At 73.7% G+C, this 14,061-nt stretch carries 10 protein-coding genes; 5 read left to right on the plus strand and 5 right to left on the minus strand.

Going from position 1 to position 14,061, the window contains the following annotated elements; genetic code table 11:
- The first annotated feature begins 197 nt into the window (after positions 1-197).
- Positions 198-1,778: a carboxylesterase family protein gene (locus AB0E07_RS23590; protein ID WP_362255451.1), complete on the plus strand. Its 1,581-nt coding sequence runs from the start codon at positions 198-200 to the stop codon at positions 1,776-1,778.
- Positions 1,779-1,966: 188 nt separating this feature from the next.
- Here the strand turns inward: AB0E07_RS23590 and mmuM are convergent, their stop codons facing one another.
- Both mmuM and AB0E07_RS23600 read right to left on the minus strand, forming a co-directional pair.
- The gene (gene mmuM / locus AB0E07_RS23595) at positions 1,967-2,872 is read right to left on the minus strand and encodes a homocysteine S-methyltransferase (RefSeq protein ID WP_362255454.1); all 906 of its coding nucleotides are present in this window, start codon (positions 2,870-2,872) and stop codon (positions 1,967-1,969) included.
- A gap of 115 nt (positions 2,873-2,987) precedes the next feature.
- Positions 2,988-4,553 carry an FAD-dependent monooxygenase gene (locus AB0E07_RS23600; protein WP_362255457.1) on the minus strand — a complete coding sequence of 522 codons (1,566 nt, stop codon included), beginning with the start codon at positions 4,551-4,553 and terminating at the stop codon, positions 2,988-2,990.
- A gap of 214 nt (positions 4,554-4,767) precedes the next feature.
- Here AB0E07_RS23600 and AB0E07_RS23605 point away from each other — a divergent pair, with 214 nt between their 5' ends.
- Positions 4,768-6,180 carry an RICIN domain-containing protein gene (locus AB0E07_RS23605; protein WP_362255460.1) on the plus strand — a complete coding sequence of 471 codons (1,413 nt, stop codon included), beginning with the start codon at positions 4,768-4,770 and terminating at the stop codon, positions 6,178-6,180.
- 7 nt (positions 6,181-6,187) lie between these two features.
- Here the strand turns inward: AB0E07_RS23605 and AB0E07_RS23610 are convergent, their stop codons facing one another.
- The gene (locus AB0E07_RS23610) at positions 6,188-7,855 is read right to left on the minus strand and encodes a rhamnogalacturonan lyase B N-terminal domain-containing protein (RefSeq protein ID WP_362255463.1); all 1,668 of its coding nucleotides are present in this window, start codon (positions 7,853-7,855) and stop codon (positions 6,188-6,190) included.
- A 191-nt stretch (positions 7,856-8,046) separates the two neighbouring features.
- Here AB0E07_RS23610 and AB0E07_RS23615 point away from each other — a divergent pair, with 191 nt between their 5' ends.
- The 3 genes from AB0E07_RS23615 (at position 8,047) to AB0E07_RS23625 (ending at position 11,841) form a co-directional block, all read left to right on the plus strand.
- Positions 8,047-9,093, plus strand: coding sequence for a rhamnogalacturonan acetylesterase (locus tag AB0E07_RS23615; RefSeq protein ID WP_362255745.1), 1,047 nt, complete (start codon positions 8,047-8,049; stop codon positions 9,091-9,093).
- 90 nt (positions 9,094-9,183) lie between these two features.
- Entirely contained in the window at positions 9,184-10,902 is a 1,719-nt protein-coding gene (locus AB0E07_RS23620; RefSeq protein ID WP_362255466.1) for a DUF2264 domain-containing protein, read from the plus strand.
- A 135-nt stretch (positions 10,903-11,037) separates the two neighbouring features.
- A complete protein-coding gene (locus AB0E07_RS23625) occupies positions 11,038-11,841 on the plus strand; it encodes an isocitrate lyase/phosphoenolpyruvate mutase family protein (RefSeq protein WP_362255469.1) in 804 nt (267 codons plus the stop codon).
- Here AB0E07_RS23625 and AB0E07_RS23630 read toward each other — a convergent pair.
- Both AB0E07_RS23630 and AB0E07_RS23635 read right to left on the minus strand, forming a co-directional pair.
- Positions 11,793-12,377: a TetR-like C-terminal domain-containing protein gene (locus AB0E07_RS23630; protein ID WP_362255472.1), complete on the minus strand. Its 585-nt coding sequence runs from the start codon at positions 12,375-12,377 to the stop codon at positions 11,793-11,795. The two genes, AB0E07_RS23625 and AB0E07_RS23630, sit on opposite strands and share 49 nt — an antisense overlap.
- 274 nt (positions 12,378-12,651) lie before the next feature.
- Positions 12,652-13,971, minus strand: a complete 1,320-nt coding sequence (locus AB0E07_RS23635) for a jacalin-like lectin (RefSeq protein ID WP_362255475.1) — start codon at positions 13,969-13,971, stop codon at positions 12,652-12,654.
- Between the last annotated feature and the right edge of the window lie 90 nt (positions 13,972-14,061).

Here is a 14,061-nt window from a genome sequence, read left to right on the forward strand (position 1 = left end):
GCGCTTCCTACCCTAGGTTCGCGGCCGGTCGGCGGGAAGAGGCGGGCGAGGCCAGGGCCGCTCCGGCCGTCCGGGCCGGATCCGCCGGGGGTAACCCGAGTGGCCCAGCGGATCTGGCTCTCCACCGGAATACATCCGGGCCTTGTGGTGCTCTGATGTGAACGGTGCCGGAGCGTTGGCGAAGGGCTGGTGGGCAGATGCCGGCGGACTCGACGAATCCCGTGGTCGACACCCCCTACGGGGCGGTGCGCGGCAGGTACGAGAACGACGTCGCGGTGTTCCGGGGCATCCCGTACGCGGCGCCTCCCGTCGGCCCGCTCCGCTTCCGGCCGCCCGTGCCGCCGGAGCCCTGGGACGGCGTCCGCGACGCCGGGGCCTTCGGGCCGACGGCACCGAAGCCGCCGTACTCCGAGGCCTTCGCCCAGTTCCTGTCCGATCCCGTGGTGGCGGGGGACGGCTGCCTCAACCTGAACGTGTGGACGCCCGCCCCGGACCCCGGCGCGCGGCTGCCCGTCATGGTGTGGCTGCACGGGGGCGCGCTGACCCGCGGGTCCTCCGCGGTGCCCGTGTACGACGGACGGCACTTCGCCCGCGACGGGATCGTGCTGGTCTCCGTCAACTACCGGCTGGGGGTGGAGGGGTACGGACTGTTCCCCGACGCCCCCGCCAACCCCGGACTGCGGGACCAGATGGCCGCCCTGGAGTGGGTGCGCGCCTCGATCGGCGCCTTCGGCGGCGACGCCGACCGGATCACTCTGTTCGGACAGTCCGCGGGAGCCATCAGCGCCGGGGCCCTGCTCGCCGCCCCGCAGACGCGGGGCATGGTGCGGCGGGCCATCCTCCAGAGCGGCCCGCCCGAGGCCGCCGAGCGGGACAAGGTACGGCGGATGGTGCGCCGGATGGCGGCCCGGCTGAGGATCCCGGCCACGGCCGCCGCCTTCGCCGAGGTCGACCGGGAAGTGCTGCTGCGCACCCAGGCCGAGGTCGGCAGGCTGAGCAGCCCGGTGCTCGGCGGGCCCGCCTTCGGTGTCGTCGTCGACGGCGACGTCGTGCCGTGCGATCCGCTCGATGCGCTGACCGAGGGCGGCGCGGCGGCCGGGGTCGAGCTGATGGTGGGCTGGACCAGCGAGGAGTACCGGCTGTGGCTGGTGCCCGGCGGCCTCCTGGAACGCGTCGACCGGCTCGGCGCGGTCGCGCTGGCCGGCGCCATGGCCCGCTGCCACTGCGGCCACGAGGTCCCCCGCGGCTACCGCACCCTGCACCCCGGGGCCGGCACCGCCGAGATCGTCGGCCAGATGGTCACCGACCACCTGCTGCGGCTCCCGCTGCACCGGCTGGCGGACGCCCGGCCGGACACCACCCACGTCTACGAGTTCGCCTGGCCCTCCAACCGGCCCGGCCTGGGCGCCTGTCACGCCCTGGAGCTGGGGTTCGTCTTCGGCACCGGGGAGGTCCCCGAGTCGGTGAAGCTGGCCGGCGAGGGCGCTCCGCCCGAGCTGTCCGAGGCCATGCACCGCGCCTGGGTGCGGTTCGCCGAGCACGGCGACCCCGGCTGGCAGCACTGGGACACCACGCATCCGGTGCGGATCTTCGGCGCGGGCGAACCGCGCACCGACCTCGGCCCCCGCGACCGCGAGCTGGCCCTGTGGGCGGCCGCCCCGGCCCCCGAGGACCCCGTACCGTCCGTGTCCGTCCCCGCCGACGGCACGATGCGCGGCGCGGAGCTGCGCGCGGTGGTCCGCCGCCTGCGACTCCCCGGAGCGGTGCGCCGCCACTGACCCGGCGGGGACGCCGGTCACCGGGGGCCGGTGCTCGTACCTGCCGGTTCGCGTCCGACGCGCGGCGTCGGTGGACGACGGCGCGCGGTCGCCGGTGCCCGTGCGAGGCGCCCGGCTCGCAGCGTGCCGCGTCCAGCGGTCCGGCTCCCGGCGTTCCGTACCCGCTGGCCCCGAGGGGACCGGCCCCGTTACCCCCGGACCGCTTCCGCGATGCCGCCGATCGCCTCCGGTCCCACCCGGCAGCAGCCGCCGAGGAGTCGGGCCCCCGCCTCCCGCCAGCCGTGGACCCGGGCCGGGGTGAAGGTGGAGCGGCCCTCCCAGGTGCGGGCGTCGGCGTTCCAGGTCTCGCCGCTGTTGGGGTAGACGACCACCGGCTTGCCGGCGACCCGGGCCGCGGTAGCCACCGCCGCGTCCACGTCCTCGGGCGCGCAGCAGTTCACGCCGACCGCGATCACCTCGTCCGTCTCGGCGGCGAGCGCGAACGCCTCCTCCAGCGGCTGCCCGGCGCGGGTCCGGTCGCCGGCCACCGAGTAGGACAGCCAGGCCGGGACGCCCAGTCCGCGCACCGCGCGCAGCAGGGCGCGTGCCTCGTCGGCGTCCGGGACCGTCTCCAGGGCGAGCACGTCGGGCGCGGCGGCGGCCAGCACCTCCAGACGGGGCCGGTGGAAGCGCTCCAGTTCGTCGACGGTGAGGCCGTAGCGGCCGCGGTACTCGGAGCCGTCGGCGAGCATCGCGCCGTACGGGCCGACGGACGCCGCGACCCACAGCGGGCGGTCGGCGGTCGCCCGACGCGCGGCCTCCCGGGCCAGTTCCACGCTGAGGGCGAGCAGCTCGGCGGCCCGCTGGGGGCCGATCCCGCGACCCGCGAACCCTTCGAAGGTGGCCTGGTAGCTCGCGGTGGTCGCGACGTCCGCCCCCGCCGCGAAATAGGCGAGGTGCGCCCGGGTGATCGCCTCGGGCCGCTCCACGAGCAGCCGCGCCGACCACAGCGCGTCGCCGAGGTCGTGCCCGTCGGACTTCAGCTGGTTCGACATCCCGCCGTCCAGGACGACGGGACCGGAGGCGAGGGCCTGGGCGAGGGTGGTGCCGGTCATGCCCCGACGCTAGTCGAACCGTGGCCGGGCGGCCGGACGGGGCAGAGCGGCGGCCGGACGGGCCGACGGGAAGGCGGGCGGGGCCGACGGGCGGGCGGTGCGACCGGCATGGGGATCAGGTGCCGGTGACGGCGGTGAGGGCCTCGTGCAGCACCCCCGGGCCGGCGGGCCCGGCGGCCCAGCGGGCGGCGACATGGCCGTCCGGCCGTACCAGGACGGCGCCGTGCGGGCCGATCCCGCACGCGCCGGTGTGCTGCGCGGGCAGCGGCTCGACCCGTAACGGCGCGGACGGCGCCGTGGGTGACCGCCAGGCACCGGGGTCGGGGGTGAGCAGGGTGAACCACGCGCCGAAGGTGTCCAGCGTGGAGCGTCCCGGGGCCAGCCACAGGTGCGGCATCCGGTGTCCGGGCCGCGCCGTGGGGACGTAGTCCACGGCCGGGTCCGGCGGCTCGGGCTCGGCGCTGCGGTCCGGCAGGACGGCACCGGAGTCGTAGGCGACGCCCAGCAGCAGCCCGAGTTGCGCGAAGTACCGTTCCGACCAGGGGAGTTCGACCCGCGCCGTGGGCCCCGCCCCGGACCGGAGCTGTTTGCGGCGGCGGGCCTGCACCTGGAACATCAGCTCGGCGTTGGCCACCGCCTGGCGGAGTGTCCGACGGGCGACGGGGTGCCGTTCCGTCCCGTAGCTGTCGAGCAGTTCCGGCGCCGCCCATCCCCGCAGGACGCCCGCCAGCTTCCAGCAGAGGTTGTGGACATCGGCGATCCCGGTGTTCATGCCGAGGCCACCGGTGACCGGCAGGGCGTGCGCGGCGTCGCCGGCCAGCAGGACCCGGCCGTGGCCGAAGCGGTCGGCGACGAAGGCGTTCATCTCCCAGCGCTGCACCCGCGCCACCTCGACCGGCGCCTCGGCGCCCAGCAGGCCGCCGAGTAGTTCCGGCCAGGCGGTGCGACCGGCGGCCTCGGGGTGCGGGCCGATCCAGGCCCAGCCGCCCTCGGGGTAGAGCGGGATCAGCGATCCGTTCGCCAGGAAGTAGACCCCGGCGGGCCGTCCGGCGCACCAGCGGTCGAGGTCGGCGTCGAAGACCACGGTGGTCATGTCGGCGAGCGCCCCGGGGCCCGTGGTGCCGATGTCCAGCAGTCTCCGGACGGTGGAGTGGGCGCCGTCCGCGGCGAGCAGCAGGCGGGCCCGCACCCGGGTGGTGGCGCCGCTCGCCCGGTCGGCGAGGAGGGCCACGACCCCGTCGACCTGCTCGGTGAGCCCGACGAGTTCGGTGCCGAACCGGACCGGCGCCCGCGCCGCCGCCAGCAGATGGGGTTCGAGGCGGTCCTGCGAGGTGACCACACCCAGCGCCGGGCTCTCCGGCACCGGCGAACTGACGCCGACCCAGCGCGCCACGGCGAAGTCGGCGCCGTCCGCGGTGTCCCGGAAGCGGAGGGTGCCGAACTCCGGGCCGAAGGCGGTCTCCGTGATGTCCCGGTCCAGCCCGAGACCGCGGAAGATCTCCATCGACCGCATGTTGACCAACCGCGAACGCGGGAAGGGCGACAGCTCGCGATGCCGCTCCACCGTGAGGGTCCGTACGCCCCAACGCTCCAGTAACGCGCGGGCGGTGAGCCCGACGGGCCCACTGCCGACGATCAGTACCTCGAACTCGTCGTCCACGAGGACGTTCCGATCCGTCATGGATCAATCCTGGGCGGGTGTCCCAGCAGGTCGCAACGGTGGGCGCGGGACCGTGCCGGAATCGACCGGCCATCGGGCCGGGTTCGGCCCCGCGCGACCCGTTGACCTCCCCGTAACACACCCTTACCTTTTCGGCGTTCGTCATCGCAGATGCCGTTCGCGATGTCGAACATCCGGAGCGTGTCCCGAGGCCCCACCCCTAGGAGAGCATGCGATGAGACGTGTGTACGTGGCCCTGCTCGCCCTCTGCCTGGCCCTCGCCGGCGCCCTGGCCACCGCCGGGCCCGCCCAGGCCGCGCCGCAAACGGTCACCAACGGAACCGGGTTCACCGACACCTCGGGCAACCCGGTGCACGCCCACGGCGGCGGGATCCTCAAGGTCGGCGCCTACTACTACTGGTTCGGCGAGCACCGCAACGCCGACAACACCTTCCGCTACGTCGACGCCTACCGTTCCACGGATCTGAAGACCTGGGAGTTCCGCAACCACGTCCTCACCGAGGCGAGCGACCCGGAGCTGGCCACCGCCAACATCGAGCGGCCCAAGGTGATGTACAACGCGGCCACCGGCAGGTTCGTGATGTGGATGCACAAGGAGAACGGCGTCGACTACAGCGAGGCCCGTGCCGCCGTGGCCGTCTCCGACACCGTCGACGGCGACTACACCTGGCAGGGCAGCTTCCGCCCGCTGGGCACCCACATGTCCCGGGACATCACGGTCTTCGTCGACACCGACGGCACCGGTTACATGGTCTCGGCCGCCCGGGAGAACTACGACCTGCACATCTACCGGCTGACCGCCGACTACACCGGCGTCGCCGCCCTGGTCGCCGACCCCTGGCACGGCGGCCACCGGGAGGCGCCCGCGCTGTTCAAGCGGGGCGGGGTGTACTTCATGCTCACCTCGGGCGCCACCGGCTGGAACCCCAACCAGCAGCAGTACGCCACCGCCACCTCCCCGGCCGGACCCTGGACCGCGATGGCGAACGTCGGCGACACCACGGCCTACGGCTCGCAGACCGCGTACGTCCTTCCCGTGCAGGGCACTTCGGGCACCTCCTACCTCTACCTCGGCGACCGCTGGGGCAACTCCTTCGGCGGCACCGTCAACGACTCCCGCTACGTCTGGCTGCCGCTGTCCTTCCCCACCTCCACCACACTGTCGATGTCCTGGACCCCGGAGGTCACGGTCGACACGGCGACCGGAACGGCCGTCGGGACGAGCGCCACGTACAGCACGCTGATCGCCCGGCACTCCGCGAAGTGCGCCGATGTGACGAGCCAGTCGCAGTGGCAGGGCGCGCAGATCAAGCAGTACGACTGCAACGGCGGCGCCAACCAGCGGTACTGGTTCAGGTCCGTGGGCGGCGGCCACTACCAACTCGCCCTCCGGCACAGCTCGCTGTGCGTCCAGGAGAACGCGAGCACGGTCACCCAGGAGAACTGCGCCGCTTCGGCGACGAACCAGCAGTGGTCGCTGGTCACCACCGGCTCCTACGTCAACGTCGTCTCCCGGGCGACCGGCGAGTGCCTCGACGTGAACGGCGCGTCCACCGCCAACTCCGCCGCCGTCATCACCTACACCTGCAACGGCGGAACCAACCAGCAGTGGACGCGCGGCAGCTGACGGCAACTCAGCCCAGCAGGTCGATGGCGTCGACCGAAGTGCCGGCGCTGAGGTAGGAGGTGGTCCCCGAACCGCTCACCACGTCGATCCGCAGCTTGTTGTAGGCGCTGGTGTCCGTCAGCCAGGCGGACGCCGGCACGCTGTAGGTGAAGGTGTGGTTGTTGCCCCGGTACGAGCCGTTGGTCAGCGACCGGGTGGCCGGCTGGGTGGGCGGGGAGGGGATGGCAGAGGTCCAGGTGTCGTTGACGACGACCTGGGGGCGCCCGTTCGCGTAGGCCGTCGTCACACCGATGCGCAGGGTGTGCGCGGCGGCGGCCTGCGCCGCGGTCAGCCGGAAGTACACCAGGATCCCGCTGTTGACGTCCTTCCAGAGGTAGCAGGGGAAGGCGGAGGTCTCGGTGCCGCTGCCGATCACCACATTGCCGGTCCAGGCGGCGGCCCTGGCGTCGGAGGGGTGCGCGTACGCCATCAGGGACGCGTTCTTGAACCCGGCGGGCGTCCCGTTCCAGTCGCCGATCCGCCAGATCGCGCTCGCGTTGGAGGGGTCGTTGGAGGACGGGACGGCGATGGTGTTGAGGGTGGTCGTGGCGCCCGCGGTGACCGTCACCGAGCTGGTGTACACGGCCAGTTCGCCCTTGAAGACGGTGAGCGTGTACGTGCCCGGCAGCACCCCGGGGACGGAGAAGTAGCCGTCCGAGGAGCGCGCCGAACCCCAGTACTGGGCGGCGCTGTTGGCGAGTCCCACGGTGTAGGCGTAGGCCGTGTTCCGGCCGGTGATGCCGACCCCCGCCACCCGGCCCCGGCCGCTCGCGCCGACGTAGCCGGACAGCCCCAGGGAGTCCGCCCAGGAGGTGGTGAGCGTGCCGGGGAAGAGGGCGGAGGAGGGGGCGCCGCCGTCCGTGAGCGCGATGACGTACGGGCCCTGGAGGCCGAAGCGCTCCGCCTCCGTCTGGTTCTGGCCGTAGTACAGGATCTCGTACAGACCGCCGCCGTCGGCGCTCTGGTGCCGCAGCAGCGAGCGGTAGAAGGGGCCGCCGGACGCCTTCTCGTGGTTGCTGCGCACGACCCACAGGCCGACACCGCCCGCCGACCAGCCGACGTAGTCGTAGTCGAGGACCCGGAGGTTCGAGTAGTGCTTGGAGCGGGTCTGGCCGTCCGACTTCGCGAACACGTCGGACGCCTCGATGGCGGTGGGCGCGTACGTGTACGAGTCCGGTTCGTCGTTGAGGAACAGGCCCGCCTTCACCCGCAGGATGAAGCGGGTGGCCGAGACGGACGTGTCGGCCTTGTTGGTCCAGACGTAGATGTTGTTCTCGCCGCTGCGGGCCGCGTAGTAGTGCTTCAGCGTGCCGTAGGTGACGGAGACCAGGATCGTCGAGCCGGACTGGAGGATCGTCACGGTGGACGAGCCGAGGCCGGACTCGATGTGCGAGTTCTTGCCGTCGTAGCCCTGGTACTCCACGCCCCGGTAGACCAGCGAGGACAGGTCGCCGTTGGACTTGCGGACCTTGAAGACCAGGTTGGCGCCGGTGTCGACGACGTAGTTCGAGCCGTCGTCGCTCCAGCCGAACGCGGCGGCCGAGGCGGTGCCGCCGAGGGCCGCGGTGCCCGCGGCGGCGGCCGCGCCGAGGACGAAGGCGCGCCGGCCGACGGGGTGGTGCGGGGATCCGGACATGACGGACCTCCTTGGGGAGACCTGGGGGTTGCGGGTGTCAGCGAGAGTGACAGTTGAATCGTTTTTACGAAAGGGCTTGCGCGCACTGGATGTTGGCAATCTTGTGAATTCGGTTCAGGGTCTAGAAAGCGCTTGTGGAGGACGGTACGGTCCACCGCCAGATCCTGTTCGCCCTGACGGAGGAGTTGCCGGTGAGACGTCCGAGCATCGCTGTGCTGGCGGCGGTGGCGCTGAGCACCGCCCTGAGCGCCGTACCCGCCGAGGCCGCCGGAGCCGCCCGGCCGGCGCCCGTACCGGCCGAATGCACCGCCACCACCTGCCACTTCGACGTCCCGCCCGGCACCTACGACGTCAGGGTGCTGCTGGGCGGCGACACGGAGTCCAGCACCGCGATCACCGGCGAGACCCGGCGCGCGCTGCTCCCCGAGACGGCGGCGCCCGCCGGGGAGCGCGTCGCCCGCAGCTTCACCGTCGACGTCCGCACCCCCGAGGGCGAGCCGACCGGCCCCGACGGAAACTCCGGCCTGGACCTCGTCATCGGCGGCACGGCACCGGCCCTCGCCGACATCAGGGTCACCCCCGCCCGGCACGCCCGCCAGATCTTCCTGGTCGGCGACTCCACCGTCTGCGACCAGCCCGGCGACCCCTACTACGGCTGGGGCCAGCAGCTCCCGCAGTACCTCCGCAAGGGGCTGTCGGTCGCCAACCACGCCGACTCCGGGGAGAGTACGGTCACCTATCTGGGGAACCCGCAGCTGTGGGCCACCGTCCAGCCGCGGATCCACCGCGGCGACCTCGTCCTCGTCCAGCTCGCCCACAACGACAAGACCACCGACGAGGCCACCTACCGGGCCAACCTGGAGGCCCTGGTGGCGGGGGTGCGGGAGAAGGGCGGCAGGCCGGTCCTCGTCACCCCGATCGTCCGACGCTGGTTCAACTCCGACGGCACCCTGAACAACGGCACCGCGCTCCTCGTCAACGGCCTCGGCGTCGACCACCCCGCGGTCGTCCGGTCGGTCGCCGAGGCCGAGGACGTCCCCCTGATCGACCTGACGGCGCTGAGCAAGGCGCTCGTCGAGTCGCTCGGCCCGGAGGGCTCCAAGTCCCTGTACCTCTACAACGAGAAGCGAGACAACACCCACACCTCGGTGCGCGGCGCCACGGCCTACGCGGGCCTGGTCCGTGACGAACTCGTCGTCCAGGGTCTGGTGCCCGAGGGCCTGGTGAGGGTGGGATGAGCACCTGGGGCGTCCCGACCGGAACCGGGGCGCCCCAGGTCCGTGCCACGGCGCCCGCGCCCCGGGCGCCACGAGCCGACGGGAGAACCGATGCAACCGCCGCCCGAGGACCGCGTCCTGAGCCCTCGCACCGGCTTCACCCGCGCCCACTGGGAGGCGGCCGCCGACGCGCTGCTGGCCGCGGTGGAGCCGTACGCCACCGCCGACCGCGCCCTCTACCACCTCCCCGGCGACCGGCAGAGCTTCTCCGGACGCCTCTCCGACGGCCTGGAGGGCTACGCCCGCACCCTGCTGCTGGCGGCCTTCCGCGGTGACGAGACGGCCCTGGAGCGCTACGCCGACGGACTCGCGGCCGGCACCGCGGGCGTGTGGCCCCGCGTCGAGCACCGCAGTCAGCCCCTGGTGGAGGCGGCCTCCGTCGCCCTCGCCCTGCGCCTGACCCGCCCGCTGCTGTGGGACCGGCTCGACGACGGCGTGCGACAGCGGACGGCCTCCTGGCTGGCGGACGCGCTGACCGCCGAACCCTGGCCGTGCAACTGGGAGTTGTTCCCGGTGACGGTGGGCGGCTTCCTGGAGTCGGTCGGCCACGAACCGGAGGCGTCCCGCAAGGCCGTCGACCGCGGCCTGGAACGCATCGAGCGCTGGTACCTCGGCGACGGCTGGTACACCGACGGCGACGGCCGCAAGTTCGACTACTACAACGGCTGGGCCATGCACCTCTACCCGGTGCTGCACGCCTGGCTGGCCGACGACCCCGCCCTGCTGGACCTCTACGGCGGACGGCTCTCCCGCCATCTGCACGACTACGCCCGCCTGTTCGCCGCCGACGGCGCCCCCCTGCACCAGGGCCGCTCCCTGACGTACCGCTTCGCGACGACCGCCCCCCTGTGGCTCGGCGCGCTCACCGGCCACACCCCCCTGGCACCCGGCCTGACCCGGCGCCTGGCCTCCGGCGCCCTGCGCCACTTCCGGGAGCGGGGCGCGCCGGACGAGCGGGGTCTGCTTACCCTCGGCTGGCACGGCCCCGACCCGGCCGTGCTCCAGGACTACTCCGGCCCGGCCTCCCCCTACTGGGCGAGCAAGGCGTTCCTGTGCCTGCTGCTGCCGCCGGAACACGAGGTGTGGACGGCCCGTGAGGAACCCTCCCCGGCGGAGGGACCGGACGCCGCCCACCCGGTGACCCCGCCCAACTGGCTGCTCCAGTCGACGGCTTCGGACGGCCTGGTCCGCCTCCACAACCACGGCAGCGAGCACCCCGCCTACGACCCGCACTACTCGCGGCTCGCCTACTCCACGGCGACCGCGCCGTCCCCCGCGTACGACAACAGCGTGTTCGTCGGCGAGGACCCGGGCCGTACCGGCATCGAGCCCCTCGGCGTCGGCGACGGCTGGGCGGCCTCCCGGCACACCGTGCCCTCGGGCGCGCGGGTGACGAGCGCGGTGCTGGTGCGCGGGGCGGTGGAGGTCCGCCTGCACCTGGTGACGGGCGCGGAGCCCGGCACCCCCGTCCGGATCACGGGCTGGCCCGGGACCGGCGGCCTCCGTGCCGACCTGGCTCCCGCCGTCGCCCTCACCGACGGTCTCACGGGCACCGTCGGCGACGCCCCGACCCTCTTCGCCGCCGTCGCCCGCCTCACCGCCGACCCCGACCCGGCCGACCTGTCCGGCCTGGTCACGGTCGACGTCGAGCCCGACCGGGCGGACGGCGGGGCGGACGGCGGGGCGGACGGCGAGACGGTCGTCGTGCGGTGGATCGGGGGCGGGGAGCAGCGGGTGCGGATGGGGGAGGGACGGGTGGAGGTGAGCTGAGCCCGGTGCGCGGCGCGACCGAGCCGGTGGCGACGACCGAGCCGCGGCGACGACCGAGCCGGGGCGACGACCGTTCGGCCGTTGGCGGCGACCGTTCGGCCGGTGCCGAAGCGACCCCCGCCTACCGTGGCCCGTATGACCTCCGGACCGCCCACCACCACCGCGTTCGCCCGGCTCCACCACGGTGACGAGCCCCTGCTGCTGCCCAACGCCTGGGACCACGCCTCCGCGGCGGCGTTCGCGGCCGAGGGGTTCCCGGCCGTCGGGACGACCAGCCTCGCGGTAGCCGCCGCGGCGGGGGTGCCGGACGGGGCCTCGGTGACCCGGGACGAGACGCTCGGGCTCGCGCTGACGCTCGGGCGCGGGCCGTTCCTGCTCTCCGTCGACGCCGAGGGCGGATTCGCCCAGGACCCGGACACGGTGGGGGAGTTCGCCCGGCAACTCTTCGCCGTGGGGGCCGTCGGGATCAACCTGGAGGACGGCACGGGACCCGCCGCCCTGCACGCGGCGAAGATCGCCGCCGTGAGGAGGGCGGCGCCGACGCTCTTCGTCAACGCGCGCACCGACACCCACTGGCTCCGCGACGGGGACGAACGCGACACCCTGCGGCGGCTCGACGCCTACCAGCAGGCGGGCGCCGACTGCGTGTTCGTGCCGGGGCTGACCGACCCGGCACGGATCGGCCGGCTGGTCGACCGGCTCGATGTTCCGCTCAACATCCTGTACTCGCCCGCCGGACCCTCCCTCCCGCACCTCGCCGACCTCGGCGTGCGCCGGGTCAGTCTGGGGTCGCTGCCGTACCGGCGGGCGCTCGGCGCGGCCGTGGAGACGGCCGTCGCCATTCGGGCCGGACGGGAGCCGCACGGCACCGCACCGAGCTACGAGGACGTTCAGACGTTCGCGTCCGCCTCGCTCGGCCAGTGCTCCAGGGCCACGTGAAGCGCCTGCACGGCCTTGTCCCAGGAACGGTCCACGTCCCTGGGCGCGCCGAACGCGCCGGCCGACTCCAGGGCGCAGTAGCCGTGGAAGGTGCTGCGCAGCAGGCGTACCGCGTCCGTCAGGTCGGGCTCCTCCAGACCGTAGGCGCGGAGCATCGAAGAGGTGATGTCGGCGGTGCGGCGCAGGGCCGGGGTGTCCGCGATCAGGGCCTGGTCCAGAGGGAGTTGGGTGGCGGCGTAGCGGCCCGGGTGGCGCAGGGCGTACGCGCGGTAGGCGCCCGCGAACGCCGCCAGCGCGTCCCGGCCGGCCCGGCCCGCGACCGCCAGGGCGATCCGCTCGATCAGCTCTCCGCCCGCGAGTAGCGCGATCCGCGTCCGCAGGTCCTGGAGGCCGCGCACGTGCGAGTACAGGCTCGCGTCCTTCACCCCGAAGTGACGGGCCAGCGCCGACAGGGTGACCCTGTCGAGGCCGACCTCGTCGGCGAGGTCCGCGGCGGCCGCGGTGAGCCGGTCGGCGGTGAGTCCTGCGCGCGCCATGATGCGGGGTTCCTCCGGGATGCCTGGGGTCCCTAGAGGCTAGCCAACCCTGCCCGGGTATCTGGCGGACGCGGTGGGGATCACCCTGCCCGCGTACATGACGGACGTCTGGCAGGCCCCGTTCTGGCCTGCCTCGCCCTCGCGGGGGTCACCATCGCGGTGCTCGGCCCGCTGGTACCGGCCCGGCGTGCGGCGAGGCTGACCATCGCGGAGGTGCTGCGCGGTGAGTAGCGCGGCCCCGCCCCGGCCCGCCCCGCCCTCGCGGGGCGCCGGTTCAGCCGATCGGCGCGTAGACCACGCCCAGCTTGTCGATCTCCTCGCCCGCGCGTCCCGTGAAGCCGACGATCTGCCAACCGGACGGCGCGGTGAAGGTCTTCGTGTCCGAGGTCGCCGTACCGGCGGACAGGACGCGGCCGCGGTCCGTGCCGAACGCGGCGGAGAAGATCCGGGTCCGGCCGTCCTTCTGGCCCCGGGTGAGCGCCACCGAGGTGAGGTGCTCGCCCGCGGCCAGGGTCAGGGAGACGGCGGTGCCGCCCGTGCCGCCGTGACTCAGCGCCGTACCGCCGTCGTGCGTGAGCGAGACGGCGTCCAGCCGGGCGCCGCCGCGCAGGGTGAGGGTGCGCGGGGCGGGGGCGGCCGGCAGGTCGTCGGCGTCGTTGAAGGCCGTGCCGTGCGGGCCGCCGAAGAAGTCGCTCGCCCGGAGCGCGGGGTTGAGGGTGTACGAGAAGCCGACCTCGTGCGGGAAGTGGTCGGAGAGGTGCTCGCCGTCGTCCCGCAGGAACGACGCCCACGCGTTGTGGTAGCGGGTGGCGCTCAGGGAGACCAGGTCGCTGCCCCGGTAGAGGACCTTGTCGACCACCTCGCAGTCGTCGGTCGGCGCGACCGCGTCGCAGACCAGCGCCTCGCTGCCCTGCGCGGGCGCGGAACCACCGCGGACAAGGTCGACCCACGGGTCCCGCAGGCCGTTCTCCGCGAGCAGGGTGCGGATGTTGTCGCCGGCGCGGGTGTAGCGGGTGTTGGTGTCGCCCATGACGACGACGGCGTTGCCCGCCGACCGCTCCTGGACGAAGTCCGACAGCTGCTCGATGTTGGCGCGGCGGGCGGCCAGGGCCGCGTCCGTCACATCGGCGTTGGTGTGGACGTTGTACAGGTCGACGAAGACGCCCTCGGCGAGGCGGACCCGGGCCAGCGTGAAGCCCTTCGGGGTGAGGCAGTCGGTGCCGGCGCAGTCGTTCCAGTCGACCCGCTCGAAGTCCTCGAAGGCATGGTCGGACAGCGTGTTGAGGCCGTCGCCGATCCCCGCGCCGCCGCTGGTGGCGGTGCGGTACGCGTGGGTGTCGTTGGCGTACAGGGAGGCGTGGTAGTTGAAGTCCTCCTGCACGTTGACGATGTCGTAGGGGGCCAGGCGCTGCCCGATCAGCGGGGTGTTCGTCTCGGGGTCGCTGTCGCCGAGGCCCAGGGGCAGGCCCGCGATGTTGTAGGTCAGCACGTCGAAGGAGCCGGTGGCGGCGGCCGAGGCGGGCGGGGCGGCGGTGGCCGTCAGGCCGGTGAGGGCCAGCGCGGTGGCCGCGAGGGTGCCGAGGACTCGTCTCATGGTGGGGGTCTCTCCGTCGGACGGGGGAGCGGGGGGCGTGGGGAGGGGAGCGGGAAGCGGTAGGAGGTAAGCGGGAGGGAACGCGAACAG

This window comes from Streptomyces sp. NPDC048002 (genome assembly GCF_040653275.1).
In the GTDB taxonomy this organism is placed as follows: Bacteria; Actinomycetota; Actinomycetes; order Streptomycetales; family Streptomycetaceae; genus Streptomyces.

What these genes read in the sequence shown, in the direction of transcription:
- AB0E07_RS23630 (WP_362255472.1), bottom strand. Translation starts at nt 12,377, where the DNA reads ATGGCGCGCGCAGGACTCACCGCCGACCGGCTCACCGCGGCCGCCGCG.
- AB0E07_RS23590 (WP_362255451.1), top strand. Translation starts at nt 198, where the DNA reads ATGCCGGCGGACTCGACGAATCCCGTGGTCGACACCCCCTACGGGGCG.
- AB0E07_RS23620 (WP_362255466.1), top strand. Translation starts at nt 9,184, where the DNA reads ATGCAACCGCCGCCCGAGGACCGCGTCCTGAGCCCTCGCACCGGCTTC.
- AB0E07_RS23635 (WP_362255475.1), bottom strand. Translation starts at nt 13,971, where the DNA reads ATGAGACGAGTCCTCGGCACCCTCGCGGCCACCGCGCTGGCCCTCACC.
- AB0E07_RS23605 (WP_362255460.1), top strand. Translation starts at nt 4,768, where the DNA reads ATGAGACGTGTGTACGTGGCCCTGCTCGCCCTCTGCCTGGCCCTCGCC.
- AB0E07_RS23600 (WP_362255457.1), bottom strand. Translation starts at nt 4,553, where the DNA reads ATGACGGATCGGAACGTCCTCGTGGACGACGAGTTCGAGGTACTGATC.
- AB0E07_RS23625 (WP_362255469.1), top strand. Translation starts at nt 11,038, where the DNA reads ATGACCTCCGGACCGCCCACCACCACCGCGTTCGCCCGGCTCCACCAC.
- AB0E07_RS23610 (WP_362255463.1), bottom strand. Translation starts at nt 7,855, where the DNA reads ATGTCCGGATCCCCGCACCACCCCGTCGGCCGGCGCGCCTTCGTCCTC.
- mmuM (WP_362255454.1), bottom strand. Translation starts at nt 2,872, where the DNA reads ATGACCGGCACCACCCTCGCCCAGGCCCTCGCCTCCGGTCCCGTCGTC.